This window comes from Bacillus sp. FJAT-26390 (assembly GCF_001682865.1).
Lineage (GTDB): Bacteria > Bacillota > Bacilli > Paenibacillales > Paenibacillaceae > Pristimantibacillus.
Window position 1 is genome coordinate 75,136 of record NZ_MAQX01000036.1, and the last position, 14,849, is coordinate 89,984.

The 14,849-nt window shown below is 47.9% G+C and carries 16 protein-coding genes; all 16 read right to left on the reverse strand.

The features are described from left to right. Positions 1-53 precede the first annotated feature (53 nt). The 16 genes from spoIVB to accB all read right to left on the reverse strand — a co-directional run bounded on the left by spoIVB (position 54) and on the right by accB (position 14,616). Complete coding sequence (gene spoIVB / locus A7975_RS30980; protein ID WP_053376738.1) at positions 54-1,382, reverse strand: SpoIVB peptidase; 1,329 nt, start codon at positions 1,380-1,382, stop codon at positions 54-56. A 123-nt stretch (positions 1,383-1,505) separates the two neighbouring features. Further along, positions 1,506-3,218, reverse strand: coding sequence for a DNA repair protein RecN (gene recN / locus A7975_RS30985; protein ID WP_065387732.1), 1,713 nt, complete (start codon positions 3,216-3,218; stop codon positions 1,506-1,508). A gap of 15 nt (positions 3,219-3,233) precedes the next feature. Next, complete coding sequence (gene ahrC / locus A7975_RS30990) at positions 3,234-3,686, reverse strand: transcriptional regulator AhrC/ArgR (RefSeq protein WP_053376740.1); 453 nt, start codon at positions 3,684-3,686, stop codon at positions 3,234-3,236. Positions 3,687-3,703: 17 nt separating this feature from the next. Beyond that, complete coding sequence (locus A7975_RS30995; RefSeq protein WP_255314624.1) at positions 3,704-4,201, reverse strand: hypothetical protein; 498 nt, start codon at positions 4,199-4,201, stop codon at positions 3,704-3,706. Positions 4,202-4,357: 156 nt separating this feature from the next. Further along, on the reverse strand, positions 4,358-5,188 hold the full coding sequence (locus A7975_RS31000) for a TlyA family RNA methyltransferase (RefSeq protein ID WP_053376741.1): 831 nt from the start codon (positions 5,186-5,188) through the stop codon (positions 4,358-4,360). Positions 5,189-5,203: 15 nt separating this feature from the next. Next, positions 5,204-7,153 carry a 1-deoxy-D-xylulose-5-phosphate synthase gene (dxs, locus tag A7975_RS31005; RefSeq protein WP_442950633.1) on the reverse strand — a complete coding sequence of 650 codons (1,950 nt, stop codon included), beginning with the start codon at positions 7,151-7,153 and terminating at the stop codon, positions 5,204-5,206. Positions 7,154-7,220: 67 nt separating this feature from the next. Then, positions 7,221-8,135, reverse strand: a complete 915-nt coding sequence (locus tag A7975_RS31010) for a polyprenyl synthetase family protein (protein WP_053376742.1) — start codon at positions 8,133-8,135, stop codon at positions 7,221-7,223. Between the two features lie 2 nt (positions 8,136-8,137). Continuing rightward, complete coding sequence (xseB, locus tag A7975_RS31015; RefSeq protein WP_065387733.1) at positions 8,138-8,398, reverse strand: exodeoxyribonuclease VII small subunit; 261 nt, start codon at positions 8,396-8,398, stop codon at positions 8,138-8,140. Then, entirely contained in the window at positions 8,370-9,752 is a 1,383-nt protein-coding gene (xseA, locus tag A7975_RS31020) for an exodeoxyribonuclease VII large subunit (RefSeq protein WP_065387734.1), read from the reverse strand. The genes xseB and xseA overlap by 29 nt, the downstream gene beginning before the upstream one ends. A gap of 8 nt (positions 9,753-9,760) precedes the next feature. Beyond that, positions 9,761-10,621, reverse strand: coding sequence for a bifunctional methylenetetrahydrofolate dehydrogenase/methenyltetrahydrofolate cyclohydrolase FolD (folD, locus tag A7975_RS31025; RefSeq protein WP_053376745.1), 861 nt, complete (start codon positions 10,619-10,621; stop codon positions 9,761-9,763). Between the two features lie 65 nt (positions 10,622-10,686). After that, complete coding sequence (gene nusB, locus A7975_RS31030) at positions 10,687-11,130, reverse strand: transcription antitermination factor NusB (RefSeq protein ID WP_053376746.1); 444 nt, start codon at positions 11,128-11,130, stop codon at positions 10,687-10,689. A 137-nt stretch (positions 11,131-11,267) separates the two neighbouring features. Next, positions 11,268-11,498 carry a DUF2273 domain-containing protein gene (locus A7975_RS31035; RefSeq protein ID WP_053376747.1) on the reverse strand — a complete coding sequence of 77 codons (231 nt, stop codon included), beginning with the start codon at positions 11,496-11,498 and terminating at the stop codon, positions 11,268-11,270. 14 nt (positions 11,499-11,512) lie between these two features. Continuing rightward, the gene (gene amaP / locus A7975_RS31040; protein WP_053377865.1) at positions 11,513-12,070 is read right to left on the reverse strand and encodes an alkaline shock response membrane anchor protein AmaP; all 558 of its coding nucleotides are present in this window, start codon (positions 12,068-12,070) and stop codon (positions 11,513-11,515) included. A gap of 102 nt (positions 12,071-12,172) precedes the next feature. Beyond that, positions 12,173-12,580 (reverse strand): Asp23/Gls24 family envelope stress response protein, encoded by a 408-nt coding sequence (locus A7975_RS31045; protein ID WP_053376748.1) that lies wholly within the window; start codon positions 12,578-12,580, stop codon positions 12,173-12,175. A gap of 135 nt (positions 12,581-12,715) precedes the next feature. Beyond that, the gene (accC, locus tag A7975_RS31050; RefSeq protein WP_053376749.1) at positions 12,716-14,071 is read right to left on the reverse strand and encodes an acetyl-CoA carboxylase biotin carboxylase subunit; all 1,356 of its coding nucleotides are present in this window, start codon (positions 14,069-14,071) and stop codon (positions 12,716-12,718) included. Between the two features lie 53 nt (positions 14,072-14,124). Beyond that, positions 14,125-14,616 carry an acetyl-CoA carboxylase biotin carboxyl carrier protein gene (gene accB, locus A7975_RS31055; protein WP_053376750.1) on the reverse strand — a complete coding sequence of 164 codons (492 nt, stop codon included), beginning with the start codon at positions 14,614-14,616 and terminating at the stop codon, positions 14,125-14,127. Positions 14,617-14,849 lie beyond the last annotated feature (233 nt).

A 14,849-nucleotide genomic window follows, 5' to 3' on the forward strand; every position in this document is an offset into this window, starting at 1 on the left:
CCTCAGCCCACAATCAGCTTTAGCAGACGTCCTTTAAATAGCTTTTTTCAACTTTAAGCAGCCTTGTCTACTCGGCCATTAGCCGATTTGAGCAACACGCCCGCATCCTGCAGCATCCACTCAATGAAGCAACCATATCCCGATGAAGGATCGTTTACGAAAACGTGAGTTACAGCCCCCACTAATTTTCCGTCTTGGATTATCGGACTGCCTGACATCCCTTGAACGATTCCGCCTGTTTTGCTTAGCAGACGTTTATCCGTAATTTTAATGACCATTCCTTTTGTCGCTGGACCGGTTTGCTTCGATACATGAACAATCTCAATATCAAATCGCTCAACCTTCTGTCCATTTACAACAGTCAAAATTTGCGCTGGCCCTTCTTTGACATCTTCGGCAAAGGCTACCGGCAAAGATTTATCGCTGTAGCTATGCGTAGGAACTTCATTCATTTTGCCGAAAATGCCAAACGGAGTATTACGCTCTACATTACCCAATATTTTGCTTTCTTTCACAAAATGCGCTCTTTTTTCTCCCGGCTCGCCATTTTGGCTCTTGTTAATGGACGTCACGCTTGATTGTAATATTTGACCTTCGCCTACATCTATCGGCGTTTGGGTATCCATGTCTGTGATGACATGTCCCAGCGCCCCATACACGCCTTGATCTGGAGCATAAAAGGTTAATGTGCCAACACCTGCTGCTGAGTCACGAATATACAAGCCAAGCCGCCATGCTTTATCCTCTGCATCAAAAACGGGATTCAGAAGCGTCTTGTTCAGTTGCCCGTCACGTTTATAAGTGACTTCAAGCGGCTTCTTGTCGGTGCCAGCCTTCTCGCTTAGCTCCGCAACCCTGTGGACTTGATTAATGCTTGTCCCATCGATTTTGACAATCAAATCGCCTAGCCGCAAACCTGCGGCTTCACCAGGCGACTGTTTCATGCCGTCGCTGCCTGCAACCTGATGATGGCCTACAACTAAGATGCCTGAGGATTTGACTTTAACTCCAATCGTTTGCCCACCTGGAATAACGCGTAAATCAGGCACAACATTAACTTTTACAGTCTTGAATGGAATTTTACCAAATAATTTCACTTTCATCTTGGTTTGACCGCTTTGACTAGGCTGCAATGACAGTGGTTCGTTCAAATTTACGGATAATGAATGGCTTTTTGATCCGTTAATCTGAAGCATTTGAGGATCGACCGTTACTTCTGCATGAACGGGCACTCCGTATTGTAGTCGTTTCAGTTGCCCGGAGAATAAACGAAGTTCATTCGGGATTGCGGCAAAGTGTTGAAACGGGGTGGAGCTTCCGATCATGCAAATGAAGAAAACGAGAACTAGGCCAAACCATCGCTTCCTTTTACTGGAGTTCAATGATTTCACGCTCCCTGTTATTCCATCGCATGACGTAGAAGGCTAAGTCGCCATTGGCGTACCTTTAAGTTACCCTCACCCGGTCGTTTTATGTCCGCAAAAACATTCCCTAATTGGCTTCCATTACGCTCCCTTCTGTCTGTGAGCCAAATCAAGCATTTCTTGTGCATGATGCCTTGTTTTTTCTGTAACCTCTACGCCGCCAAGCATGCGCGCAAGCTCTTCGATTCGAACCGTTCCGATCAGTTCTGTCACGGATGTAGATGTTCGAGCGCCAATAACTTGTTTTCGAATTTCATAATGGTGATCAGCCATGCATGCTACCTGCGGCAAATGCGTAATCGAAAAAATCTGGCATTTCAAGGCTAGCTTTGACATCTTCTCCGCGATCGCTTGCGCTGCACGACCACTTACGCCTGTATCAACCTCATCAAATATAAGTACCGGAACTTGATCGATTTCTGCGAAAATGCTCTTTAGGGCGAGCATTATCCGTGACATCTCTCCTCCGGAAGCAATTTTGCTAAGCGGCTTTAACGGTTCGCCCGGATTTGTAGTAAGCATAAATATCGCTTCGTCCATTCCATTTATGTGCAATCGAACTTGCTTCGTCTCGTCAGCGTCTCCGACAGAGGAATCGATCTGGACACGGAACTTAGCCGAAGGCATTTGCAGTTGAACCAGCTCATTCTCGATAGCTTCAGACAGCTTTGCTGCCGCATGCTCCCGGAGCTGCGATAACTCTTGCGCCAGTACAAGTGCTTGATCATATAAGCGTGTTTCTTCTGCTCTAAATTCTTCAAGCAGCTGGTCGCGATTTTCGATTTTGTCACGGTCAACAATCGTGCGTTCCAAATAAGCTAAAATGTCAGGAATGGATTCGCCGTATTTACGTTTCAAGCCATTGATCAAATCAAGCCTGTCGTCAACCTGAGAAAGCTGATCCGGATCGGACTCGATGCCGTCGCGGTAATCGCGCAATTGAAAGGCAGCATCCTCGGCTTGATAAAAGGCAGATTGCAGCTGTTCCAACAAAGGTCCGAGCTTTGCAGCGTCATAGGATTGAATGTCGATTAGCTTGGCTACCGCTTTGCTGACCATATCAAGACCCTTGCCACCGTATAACAAGGAATAGGCTTCGGAAACGGCATCCATCCTTTTCCCTGCATACATTAGTTTGCGTCGCTGTTCCGTAAGCAATTCATCCTCCATCGGCTTGAGCTGGGCATTCGTAATTTCTTCAATTTGAAAACGGTACAAATCAAGCATTTGCACATTTTGCCTCGTTGAATTTTCAAGCTCGCGCAGTGACGCGCGCGTTTGCTGCAATTGGCTGAATATCATCCGGTAATTTTGCTTGCGTTCAATCAACAAATCGCCTGCGAACAAGTCCAGCCATTCCAGATGCTGCTCGGTTCGAAGCAGCGATTGATGCTCATGCTGACCATGGATATTGACAAGACATTCGCCGATCTCTCGAAGCATCGTCATCGTCACAAGCTGTCCATTCACACGGCTGCTGCTTTTCCCATGCGACGAGAGCTCGCGTCTTATGACAAGCATCTCCTCGGATGACGCATGCACACCAAGCTTATTCAATACGTTCCAAACCGGATGGCCGGCTGACAGGTCAAACATCGCCTCCATCTCGGCTTTGTCACACCCATACCGTACCATGTCTGCTGAGCCCCTGCCGCCTACCAGCAAGCTTAGCGCATCAATCAATATTGATTTACCTGCACCTGTTTCTCCTGTCAATACATGAAATCCATGATGAAATGTAACGTTTACTTCTTCGATTACCGCTAAATTCCTAATAGACAACTCACGCAGCATGGTTTAATATCCTCCCTAGTTCAAAAGTTCAAGTAAGCGTTCTACAACTTCCGCGCTCTGCGTCTTGGTGCGACAGATCATTAGAATCGTATCGTCGCCGCAGATTGTACCCATAACTTCTGACCATTCCATATTGTCGATCAACGCACATATCGTATTGGCCGTTCCGGGAAAACATTTCATTACGACAAGATTGTCGGTAAAATCGATATGTACAAAATGGTCAAGCAGCGCACGCTTAAGCTTATGGATCGGATTCGGACGCTGTTGATCCTGCGGTATCGAATATTTATATCTTCCTTCTCCAGCGGGCACCTTAATGAGCATCAGTTCCTTCATATCGCGCGATACCGTTGCCTGCGTTACTTGCATGCCGGAATCCCTCAGCGCCTCTACAAGATCCTCCTGCGTCTCGATCACTCGGTTCGTAATAATTTCCTTGATTCGAAATTGGCGAATCCCTTTCATGAAAAAACCTCCATTGTTTAGTCTGCAATGTGAAACGTAATTTTACGGATGACCCTCTCCCTTGCGTCAACGAACAAGACGCCATCGCATTCAGGCAAGAGCAGTGAATACACGAGCAATCGATCTCTAACTCCGCTTGCCGACCAATCCATCGGCATCCGATCACGCGCTGTTTTCACGATATACGTACTATTATCCATTACCGCAATATAATCAATATATAACCGACTTCCTTTGCCAAGCGGCACATCGTCCAGCTTAATCGGAATCGGAACCAAATGTTTTCCTGAGGTTACTTCGTAACCAGCCTGCTCCAGCAATCGAATGTTCTCATCATCTGCATCAAGCACCCCGCCTTTGCCAAGCTTGAGGCGATTGACGCTTGCCGGCTCATGAAGCCACCGATGAAACATTCTGAACATCCAAAATACAAACAAGCAAGAGGCAACCAGCATAATGAACCAATCTCCGTACGTACCCACCAGCATCCCCCATTCGTAAATGGATTGTTTCATTAATCGTTCGCTGCGCTGGGGGTATATTCCTGTTTGCTCATCACACCGAACGTTTGTTTGCTTTTCTATAGTTTATCAAATCGTGCAGGGCGCTGTAAAGAAAAAAAGATGCCGGGCAGCTAAAACTCTGCTCGACACCTTCCTGGTTTTGTCGTTTTATTTGCCTGTAGTAAAGGTTTCGTTCGCTTGTTTGACCAAATCAGCTAATGCAACATCATCCGGAATTGCAGCGTTTGGTTCTGCAGCCCATTTCCAATAAGCTAAAAATTCGATGTTGCCTTCTCCGCCGGTAATGGGCGAGAAGGTTAGATCCTGCAGCATATATCCAAGCTCTGCCGCTGCTGTCAGTACCGTCCTTAGCACATCTCTATGCACGGCCGAATCCCGAACAACGCCGGATTTGCCTACTTTTTCGCGACCGGCTTCAAATTGCGGCTTTATTAAAGCTACAATTCCTGAATCAACCGAAAGCAACGTAGATAAGGCAGGCAAAATGAGCTTCAATGATATGAACGATACGTCGATAGAAGCGAAGGTTGGCGAAGGTCCCGCCAAATCAGCCGGCTGCGTGTAGCGAAAGTTGGTTCGCTCCATCACATGAACGCGTTCATCTTGTCTAAGCGACCAATCAAGCTGGTTATAGCCAACATCAATCGCATAAACATAAGATGCTCCGTTTTGAAGCGCGCAATCGGTGAAGCCGCCTGTTGACGCGCCAATGTCAAGCATGACGCGTCCCTTTAAATCAATATCGAACTTTCGAATGGCCTTCTCAAGCTTCAAGCCGCCGCGGCTGACATAGGGATGCAAAGCCCCTTTTACTTTAATATCTGCCGTACGCGCTACTTTCATTCCGCTTTTGTCGACAGGCTCATCATTTACGAGCACCAGGCCTGCCATCAAAGCTGCTTTTGCTTTTTCTCTGCTTTCGTAAAACCCGCGCTCTACAAGCAGCACGTCAATCCGTTCTTTCGCTGTTGTTGTCATCTTTCTCCCTCGAACCTACTTTTGTCCAGTAACCCGTTTCATGCGCTTTGGCTGCATGGCTTTCATCTCAGCCGCTACTCTCTCAGATGTCAAACCAATTTCTTTTCTCTGTTCTTTGATCGAACCATGCTCCACGAATATGTCTGGAACGCCGATAATCTTAATCGAAAGGCCATAGATGCCTTTGAGGGAATAGAACTCAAGCACCGCGCTTCCCATGCCGCCAAGCTCAGAGCCTTCCTCCAGCACAATCATATGTTTCCCTTCGGCAGCTAGGGATAAAAGCATCTGCTCGTCAAGCGGTTTAATAAATCGAGCATTCACGATTTGAATATTAAGACCTTCACGCTTCAGCAATTCAGCAGCTTCCTCAGCAACCTGCAGCATAGGTCCGATTGCCAAAATAACGCCGGAATCTCCCTCGCGAACCGTCTCCCACTTGCCGATCGGAAGTGCTTGCGGATCGGCGTCCATTGCTACGCCTAGTCCTGCAATGCGCGGATAACGAACAGCGATTGGGCCATCATTATAATCAACGGCTGTTTTCAGCATTTGTCTAAGCTCATTCTCATCCTTTGGCATCATAATAACCAAATTCGGTATATGCCTTAGGAATGCGATATCATATACGCCATGATGCGTCTCGCCATCTGGGCCAACGAAGCCCGCACGGTCGATCGCGAAAATGACGTTTAAGTTTTGACGGCAAATATCATGCACAACTTGGTCATAGGCCCGCTGCAGGAAGGTCGAGTAAACCGCGAAAACGGGTTTCATCCCTTCAAGAGCGAGCGCAGCGGACATTGTAGCGGCATGCTGCTCGGCTATTCCCACATCGATCATTCGGTTAGGGAATCTGGCTGCAAATGGAAGCAAACCGGAGCCGCCAGGCATGGCAGGCGTGACTGCGATGATTCGCTCATCCTTCTCTGCTAATTCAATCAGCATCTTGCCGAATACATCTGTATATACAGGAGGGCCGACCGCTTTTACAACTTGGCCGGATTCGATCTTGTACGGCGTAATGCCATGCCATTTGAACGAATCAGCTTCTGCAGGCGAGTAGCCTTTCCCTTTTATTGTCAGCACATGAACGAGCACAGGACCAGGCATCGAATCGGCTTGGCGCATAATATCAATAACTTGCTCGATATCATGGCCGTCAACCGGACCCAGATAAGTAAGTCCAAATTGTTCGAACAAAATACCGCTGACAAGCAAGTATTTCAAGCTATCCTTGAAGCGCTCAGCCGTCTTGGCAAGCTTGCCGCCAATAGCCGGTACTTTGTTCAACAATTGCTGTAGCTCGTCTTTGGCTTTATGGTAATGGCGATCAGTCCGAATTTTCCCTAAATAATGATGCAATGCGCCAACGTTCGGAGCGATGGACATCTCATTATCGTTCAAAACGACGATGAGATCTTTTTTCTCGTGTCCGATATGATTTAATGCTTCGAGTGCCATCCCGCCAGTTAGCGCACCGTCACCGATAACCGCTACCACGCGATTGCTCTCGCCCTTCAGGTCGCGGGCAAGCGCCATCCCCATTGCAGCTGATAAAGAGGTGCTGCTATGTCCGGCTTCCCAAACGTCATGCTCGCTTTCAGCGCGTTTGACGAAACCGCACAGCCCTTTGTATTGCCTTAACGTATCAAACCGATCCATGCGGCCAGTTAAAATTTTGTGTACATATGATTGATGCCCAACGTCAAAAATAAATTTATCCTCTGGACTGTTAAATAAATAATGCATGGCTAGGGTCAGTTCTACGACTCCTAAGTTAGGAGCGAGATGACCACCCGTAACGGAAAGCTTCTCAATAAGGAACTGACGGATTTCACCAGCCAGTTGCTCTAGCTGAGCGGTAGTCAAAGCTTTCAAATCTTGAGGTCCGTTAATCTGGTCAAGCAGCACGTTACTTTCCTCGCTTTCGCGGACAGCCTTAAACTGCCGTCCCATGTACATCTACATTTTTCCTATTATAGCATACTGAGCTTTGTTTCCCAACCAAAATGGAAAAAGCATTACATTCTCAATGGTCGCGCCCGACGAGATAGTCTGCAATTTCAAGCAATCGATCCGGCGCTGCAAACTCTGCTTCCAGCACGGCTGACTTTGCTTCCTGTGTCAATCGTTCGACCTGAGCCTTGCTCTCTTCTATTCCGATAAGGAAAGGATAGGTAACTTTATTTTGCTCTACATCGCTATTTGTTTTTTTGCCAAGCTTCTGCTCGTCGCCGATCAAATCCAAAATATCGTCTTGAATTTGGAAAGCAAGACCGATATTACGGCCGTAAAGCGCCAAAAGCTCTAGCTGCTTATCGTTTGCTCCGCCGATTCTGCCGCCTGCTGTCACTGAGAAAACAATCAAATCGCTTGTTTTGTGAAGGTGGATATATTCGAGCTCACCGATGGAAGTGATCCCTTGTTCGCCTAGCATGTCAGCAACCTGCCCGCCAACCATGCCCGGAGCACCGGCTAGTTTAGCCAAATCCTCGACGATCGCAAGCGCTACCTCAGCCGCAATGCCGCCTTGGCGAGCCGCCTGAGGAATCAAATGGAAGGCGTGCGTAAGCAGCGCATCCCCAGCTAAAATCGCCATCGCCTCTCCAAACACTTTATGGTTCGTTAACTTGCCTCTGCGGTAATCGTCATTATCCATCGCTGGCAAATCATCATGAACTAATGAATAAGTGTGAATGAATTCTACTGCAGTGGCAACGGGCAAGGCAGCTTCAAAAGCTGACGATTTGCCAAAAACAGCTTCTGCAGCCGATAAAACGAGTGCAGGTCTTAGCCGTTTGCCGCCTGCTTCAAGCGAATACTGCATCGCCTCGCGCAGTCGCACAGGAACATCCCATGAGCTCGGAAGCGATTGTTTAAGCGAAGCCTCGATAAGCTCCACGCATTGCGATAAATACGCTTTTATTGCCGCCCTCTCGTTCAAGCTTATTCCCCTTTATCTTCGTTCACATCCGCAAACGGTTTTTTCTGGAAGCCTTGCTCTGTTTCGATCAACAATTCGATTTTACGCTCAACCTGCTCTAGCTTGCCTCCGCAAAGCTGAGACAGCTTCATGCCTTCTTGGAACAGCTCAATCGCCGTCTCAAGAGGCACATCGCCGCTCTCAAGCTTAGTTACGATGGAATCAAGCCGCTCCATCGCCTGTTCAAATGTAAGCTCAGGCTCCGTTTTTTTTGTTGCTGCCATCGATTTGATCTCCTCTCAATGAATCTACATGACAGTCCAGCTGACCGTCTGCTACCTTCACCTTAACGATATCGCCTAGCTTTACATCTTGAATCGATTTGATTAACCGCTGTTCTTGCTCGTCATACACGAGGCTGTATCCTCTTGACATAACCTTTAATGGGCTTAAAGCGTCCAGCTGTCTCATTGTGCTGTACAGCTTATGCTTATTTTCTTTGACGTTCATATTCATCGCTTGCTCTAGCTGCTTTTTGGCCGTCTGCCACCTCTTTGCCGCAAAAGCGACACGGTCGCCGGGATGATGCCCCGCCAGCGTCGTTTGCAGTCTTGCAAGGCGTGTATGTCCACGGTCGGCTATTCGTTTTGTCCGCTGCTCAAGCTGCTCCGACAGCCGGTCAAGCCGCTCGGCCTGCTCCAGCAAATACCTTCGCGGGTGTAAGAAGAACGGCGAGCGCCGTAGGCGCTGAAGCTTCTTATGCTCGTCTTGGACGCGGTACCTAATGCCTTGAACAAGGCGCTGTTGCTGGCGTTGCAGCTGTTGCTGTAATTCTGTAACGCTTGGAACAGCAAGCTCAGCCGCCGCAGTTGGAGTAGCAGCACGCAAATCAGCTGCAAAATCAGCAATCGTAAAATCCGTCTCATGCCCTACTGCGCTTATAACAGGAATTTCGGAGGCAGCGATGCTTCGGGCAACCGACTCCTCATTGAACGCCCACAGCTCTTCTAGTGATCCGCCGCCTCGCCCAACAATTAATACGTCAGCTTCGCCAAAACGATTCATTGCTTCTATAGCTTTAACTATAGAAGGCGCTGCCTGCGTTCCTTGTACGAGTACGGGATAGACATATACGGGGATTAAAGGGTAACGCCGCTGCAACGTAATGATGATATCCCGTACTGCTGCTCCTGTTGGTGAAGTGATGATACCAATTGCTTTAGGAAAAAGCGGTATAGCGCGTTTGCGAGACTCGGCGAACAGCCCCTCTGCGCTTAGCTTGCTTTTAAGCTGCTCGAACGCTAGATATAAGCTTCCAATCCCGTCCGGCTGCATGGAGCTAACATAAAACTGATAGTTGCCATCTCGCTCATAGACCGATATATTCCCTCTAGCTATTACTTTAGCGCCTTCTTTGGGGATAAATGGAAGGCGCTGGTTATAAGACGCAAACATAATCGATTTTATCCGGCTCTCGCTATCCTTCAGCGTAAAGTACATATGTCCGCTGGAATGATGCGTGAAGTTCGAAATCTCGCCGCGCAGCCAAACATCTCCGAGCAGGGCATCCGACTCCATTTTCATTTTAATATATCGATTAAGTTCTTTTATGGAATAAATTCGAGGCTGATCTGCCATGCCTGCCCTCACCCCTTAATTCCGTTTGCCCTTTTTGCAGCTGTAATCGTATTTTTCATCAGCAGCGTAATCGTCATTGGACCTACTCCGCCCGGTACTGGCGTAATGTAGCCTGCTGTATCCAAACAATCGTCAAAATCAACATCACCCGCAAGCTTCCCGTCAGGCAGTCGGTTAATGCCTACGTCAATAACGATTGCGCCTGGTTTGACGAATTTGCTGTCGATCGCTTTCGCTTTGCCGATGGCAACGACAAGAATATCCGCTTGTTTAGCGATTTCTTCCATGTTCGCTGTACGCGAATGGCAAATCGTAACCGTCGCATTCTCGCGCAGCAGCAGCATCGCTACCGGCTTGCCGACGATGTTGCTTCTGCCGATAACTACGGCATGTTTCCCTGAAATGTCAACACCGCTGCGTTTGATGAGCTCGATTACGCCAGCAGGCGTACATGGCAGCAAGCTGTCGTCTCCAATAACCAGATTGCCTACGCTCTCCGGATGGAAGCCGTCAACATCCTTATCTACATGAATGGCATCAATAACAGCTTTCTCGTTAATATGCTTAGGAAGCGGCAATTGAACAAGAATACCGTTAATGGATGCTTGGTTGTTTAAACGGTCGATTACGGCAAGCAGCTCTTCTTCGCTAGTGTCAGCCGCAAGACGATGGACCTCGGAATAGAAGCCTAGCTGCTGGCAAGCTTTTTCCTTCGAGCCAACGTAAACTTTAGAAGCAGGATCTTCGCCTACGAGTACAACTGCCAAACCAGGGATGATCCCTTTTTCTTTTAAGTCTGCAGTTTCCGTAATCATTTCCTCACGGATAAGGTCGGATATTTTCTTTCCTTCAATGATTTGTGCGCACATAGCTCCAGTCTCCTTTTGCATTGATGAATGTTGGATTTCAATTGATCGTGTTTAGCTTAATGCGATTAAGATTTCAACTCTTCAATTTCAGTCAGCAATTTACCGAGTACGCCATTAACAAACTTTCCGGACTCCTCGGTGCCAAAATGTTTAGCAAGCTCAATCGCTTCATTAATTGTTGCTTTAGGCGGAACGTCATCGCGGAATACCATCTCATAGCAAGCTAATCTGAGTACTTGACGATCAACCCGCGACAAACGGTCGATGTGCCAGCCGGTCAAATATTGCTGCAGCATGCCGTCAATCGCCTGTCTGTGCTCCATTACGCCTAATACGATCTCACGAGCGAACTCGTCTGTGCTGCCAATCTCGGATGGATCGGCTCCAATTTCATTCTCTTGACGAAGCTCGTCCATTAGCATATCAACGGCTTCTGCTGCCGAAACCTCATTCATTTCCATTTGGTATAAGCTTGATACTGCAATTTCCCGTGCTAATCTACGTTTCATGTGACCTCCGCGGCAGCTTTCTGCCGATAAAATGGTTAAATTCTTGTAAACTCAATATTCCAAAAAAAACCTATGATCTCCTCCCTGCCCCGAATTAGCGGCTTTCCGAAATCCGGAGTACGGAGGAGACCACAGGATCATTTAAACGGTCGAAATCTTTCTAGCAAAGCATACCAAAGCCGCTGCCAAGGAAAAATAGGCCCGCTGCTTGTTTCCTTCTGTAAGCCGATCCAATAACCGATTGAGACAAGCAGCCCTACAAAAAGCATGTCCCAAAAACCGACAAAACAATATAGCAAACCAAAAAACAATCCAATTGCAGCGCCAGCAGCGCGCTTCCCATAGATGGCTAGGAACTCCCTCCACATGAGCAAACTCACCTCTATTCCACGCGACTCTTAAATGTCCCCGTTTGAATGATGTTCGCAACATAGACCGCAACATTCGTTACCGGTATGCCGGCAATATCCTCAACATGCTCTTTCACGGAGCGCTGAATTTCTTCAGTAAGCACAGGAATGGAGCTTTCGCCGTCAACAACCGCACGAATGACGATATCTAGCCCAGCATCCGTCGCACGAATGCGAGCGCGCAAATCTTTTACGCCGCGCTGGCGGGAAGCAGCCTTCAATGCCAAATTTTCGATCGTTTCAAGAGAAATGCGAATGTCGCCGAAATCCGTTCTTTGGTCAATAGACGGAGCAGATGCCGAACCGCGATGAAGCGATACAACGATAAATCTCAAGCTGAGTAATAGGACGATGACGGCCGTAACAATAAGCGTGATCTGGATAGGATTGTTACGATATAAATCGCCTACGAAGTCGTTCAATAGCTCTTCAGATATCCCGCCAAATCCAACTGCCAGCAGAAAGATGGATAAACAACCAATTACGATGCTGTACAAAAACAAAAGCAGCTTGTCCACGACTTTAACCAACGTAGCGCCTCCTCCTGCCAAGCCGAATGAAAACCCCCTTGCGCCGAGCGGCATGCCCATTCACGAGGGGGTTGTACGGAATTTAATTTAACACTCTTATATTTATTTAACTCGGTTTTGGGATTCTTCTTCTTCCGGTTTATCAGGCGTCTTGAAATGTACGTCGTGAATATGTACGTTCACTTCAACGACGTGGAGTCCCGTCATCATTTCAATAGAACGTTTCACATTACGTTGAATTTCCGAAGCGATCTCTGGAATGCGGTTTCCGTATTCAACGATAATGGACACATCTACCGCAGCTTCGCGCTGACCCACTTCAACTTTAACGCCTTTGGATAAATTTTTGCGACCAAGGAGCTCAACAATGCCTCCGGCAAATCCACCGCTCATTCCAGCGACTCCATCCACCTCGATCGTCGCTAGTCCAGCGATTACTTCGATGACTTCAGGTGCAATTTGAATCGTGCCAATGTCCGTTTTCTCATACTCCGCAGCGATTGTACTCATGATGGCTGTACACCTCCTTAAAGTTGCGCGTACCCGGCAAGAAGCCAAGCAATTAACCGCATCTTGTTAATATACTATAACATTCGGCAAGAAATATGACAATCGATACAACTTGTTCACATCTTTGTCGTAATTCTATTCCGGAGCGTTAATATCATGCTCTTCAAGGAACTTAATGTCGAAGTCTCCGCTTACGAATTTAGGGTGATTCAGCAGCTTCAAATGGAATGGGATCGTCGTCCGAATGCCTTCAATAGCAAACTCAGACAATGCCCGCTTCATTCTTGCGATCGCTTCCTCGCGTGTCGCGCCCCAGACGATAAGCTTCGCAATCATCGAATCGTAATGCGGCGAAATCGTATAGCCCGGATATACCGCGCTGTCCACACGAACCCCTGCCCCGCCTGGCGGCAAGTAAAAGGGAATGTTGCCTGGCGATGGCATGAAGTTACGCTCGGAATCCTCTGCGTTAATTCGGCACTCAATCGACCAGCCGTTAATTTTCAAATCGCTTTGAGCGAAGGAAAGCGGATTGCCTTCCGCAACGGAAATCATTTCTTTAATTAAATCCACGTTCGTGATCATCTCGGTTACGGGATGCTCTACTTGAATGCGCGTATTCATTTCCATGAAATAGAAGTTACCGTCAGGTCCGAGCAAAAATTCAAGCGTTCCTGCGCCTGAGTAGTTTACCGCGAGCGCGGCGCGAACGGCTGCTTGCCCCATTCGATCGCGAAGCTCAGGAGTAAGTACCGAGCACGGCGCTTCTTCGACCAGCTTTTGGCGTCTGCGCTGAACCGAGCAATCGCGTTCAAACAAATGAACCGCATTGCCGTGCTTGTCCGCCATAATTTGAATTTCAACATGCTTCATGCCCGTCAAATATTTCTCGAGATATACGCCGGCGTTACCGAATGCCTTTTGGGCTTCCTGCTGAGCAGTCGTAATCTGCGCGACAAGCGTCGTCTCGTCATCCGCAATCCGGATGCCTTTGCCGCCGCCGCCTGCAGTCGCTTTAATAATGACAGGATATCCAATTTCGCGCGCAACGCTGATGGCTTCATCCATGCTCTCGACAAGTCCGTCAGAGCCGGGGATGATTGGCACATCTGCCGTTCTCATCGTCAGCTTGGCAACCGCTTTGTCACCCATTTTATTAATCGCTTCCGGGGAAGGACCGATAAAAGTGATGTTGCATGACTCGCAAATTTCTGCAAAGTCAGCATTTTCAGCTAGGAAGCCATAACCGGGATGAATCGCATCACATTCTGTGATCGTGGCAACGCTCATAATATTCGTTAAGTTTAAATAGCTGTCCTTCGACGCGGTAGGCCCGATGCAATAAGCTTCGTCGGCTAAGCGCACATGAAGCGAATCGCGATCCGCTTCCGAATAAACAGCGACAGTGCTAATACCAAGCTCGCGGCAAGCGCGAATAATTCGGACCGCGATTTCGCCGCGGTTAGCAATTAATATTTTGTGAAATTTCACGTAGGAACCCCTTTCAAACGACAGTTTCCCTGTTCGGACGTTAACTCACTTCATTATTCTGGTTTAACAAGAAACAAAGGCTGACCATACTCAACGAGCTGTCCGTTAGAAACCAAAATTTCCACGATTTCGCCGCGTACTTCCGCTTCCAGCTCATTCATTAGCTTCATCGCTTCCAAAATGCAAACGACGCTCTTATCGTTGACGCGATCGCCGATTTTGACGAAAGCAGCCGCTTCTGGAGTCGGCGAGCTGTAGAATGTGCCTACCATAGGCGATACGATTTGATGCAGATGGTCTGTAGATGGACGTGCTGGCGCCGTTTCTTGCGCGGCTTGCGGCTGCGCTGCCGGAGCAGTCGGCTGAGCTTGTAATGGTGCAGGCGCGTATGTATGCGTAAGTGGGGCCGCTTGCACATTCACCACTTCTGTTTTGCCAGGCTTGCGGATGAGCAGGCGTGTCCCTTCGTTTTCGATCTCCAGCTCATGAACGGAAGTTTGATCAACCAATTTGATCAACTCTTTGATCTCGCTCAATTTGAACATGAATATTTTCACTCCTTAAATTTGCGATAGCACAATGGCTTCCATAGCGTGAAAGCATAAATAGTTTCCATACCAATATAACCAATTCTTTCACATAACGTTTAACATTATATCATAAACACGCCTGAACACGAATCATTTTTTGTACAAGCATCTGCGCTGCCACAAAAAAAGCCCCTGCCGCCCCCCGCATCATGCAGGGAACGACAGGACCTCAATTAAGGACTAAAGCA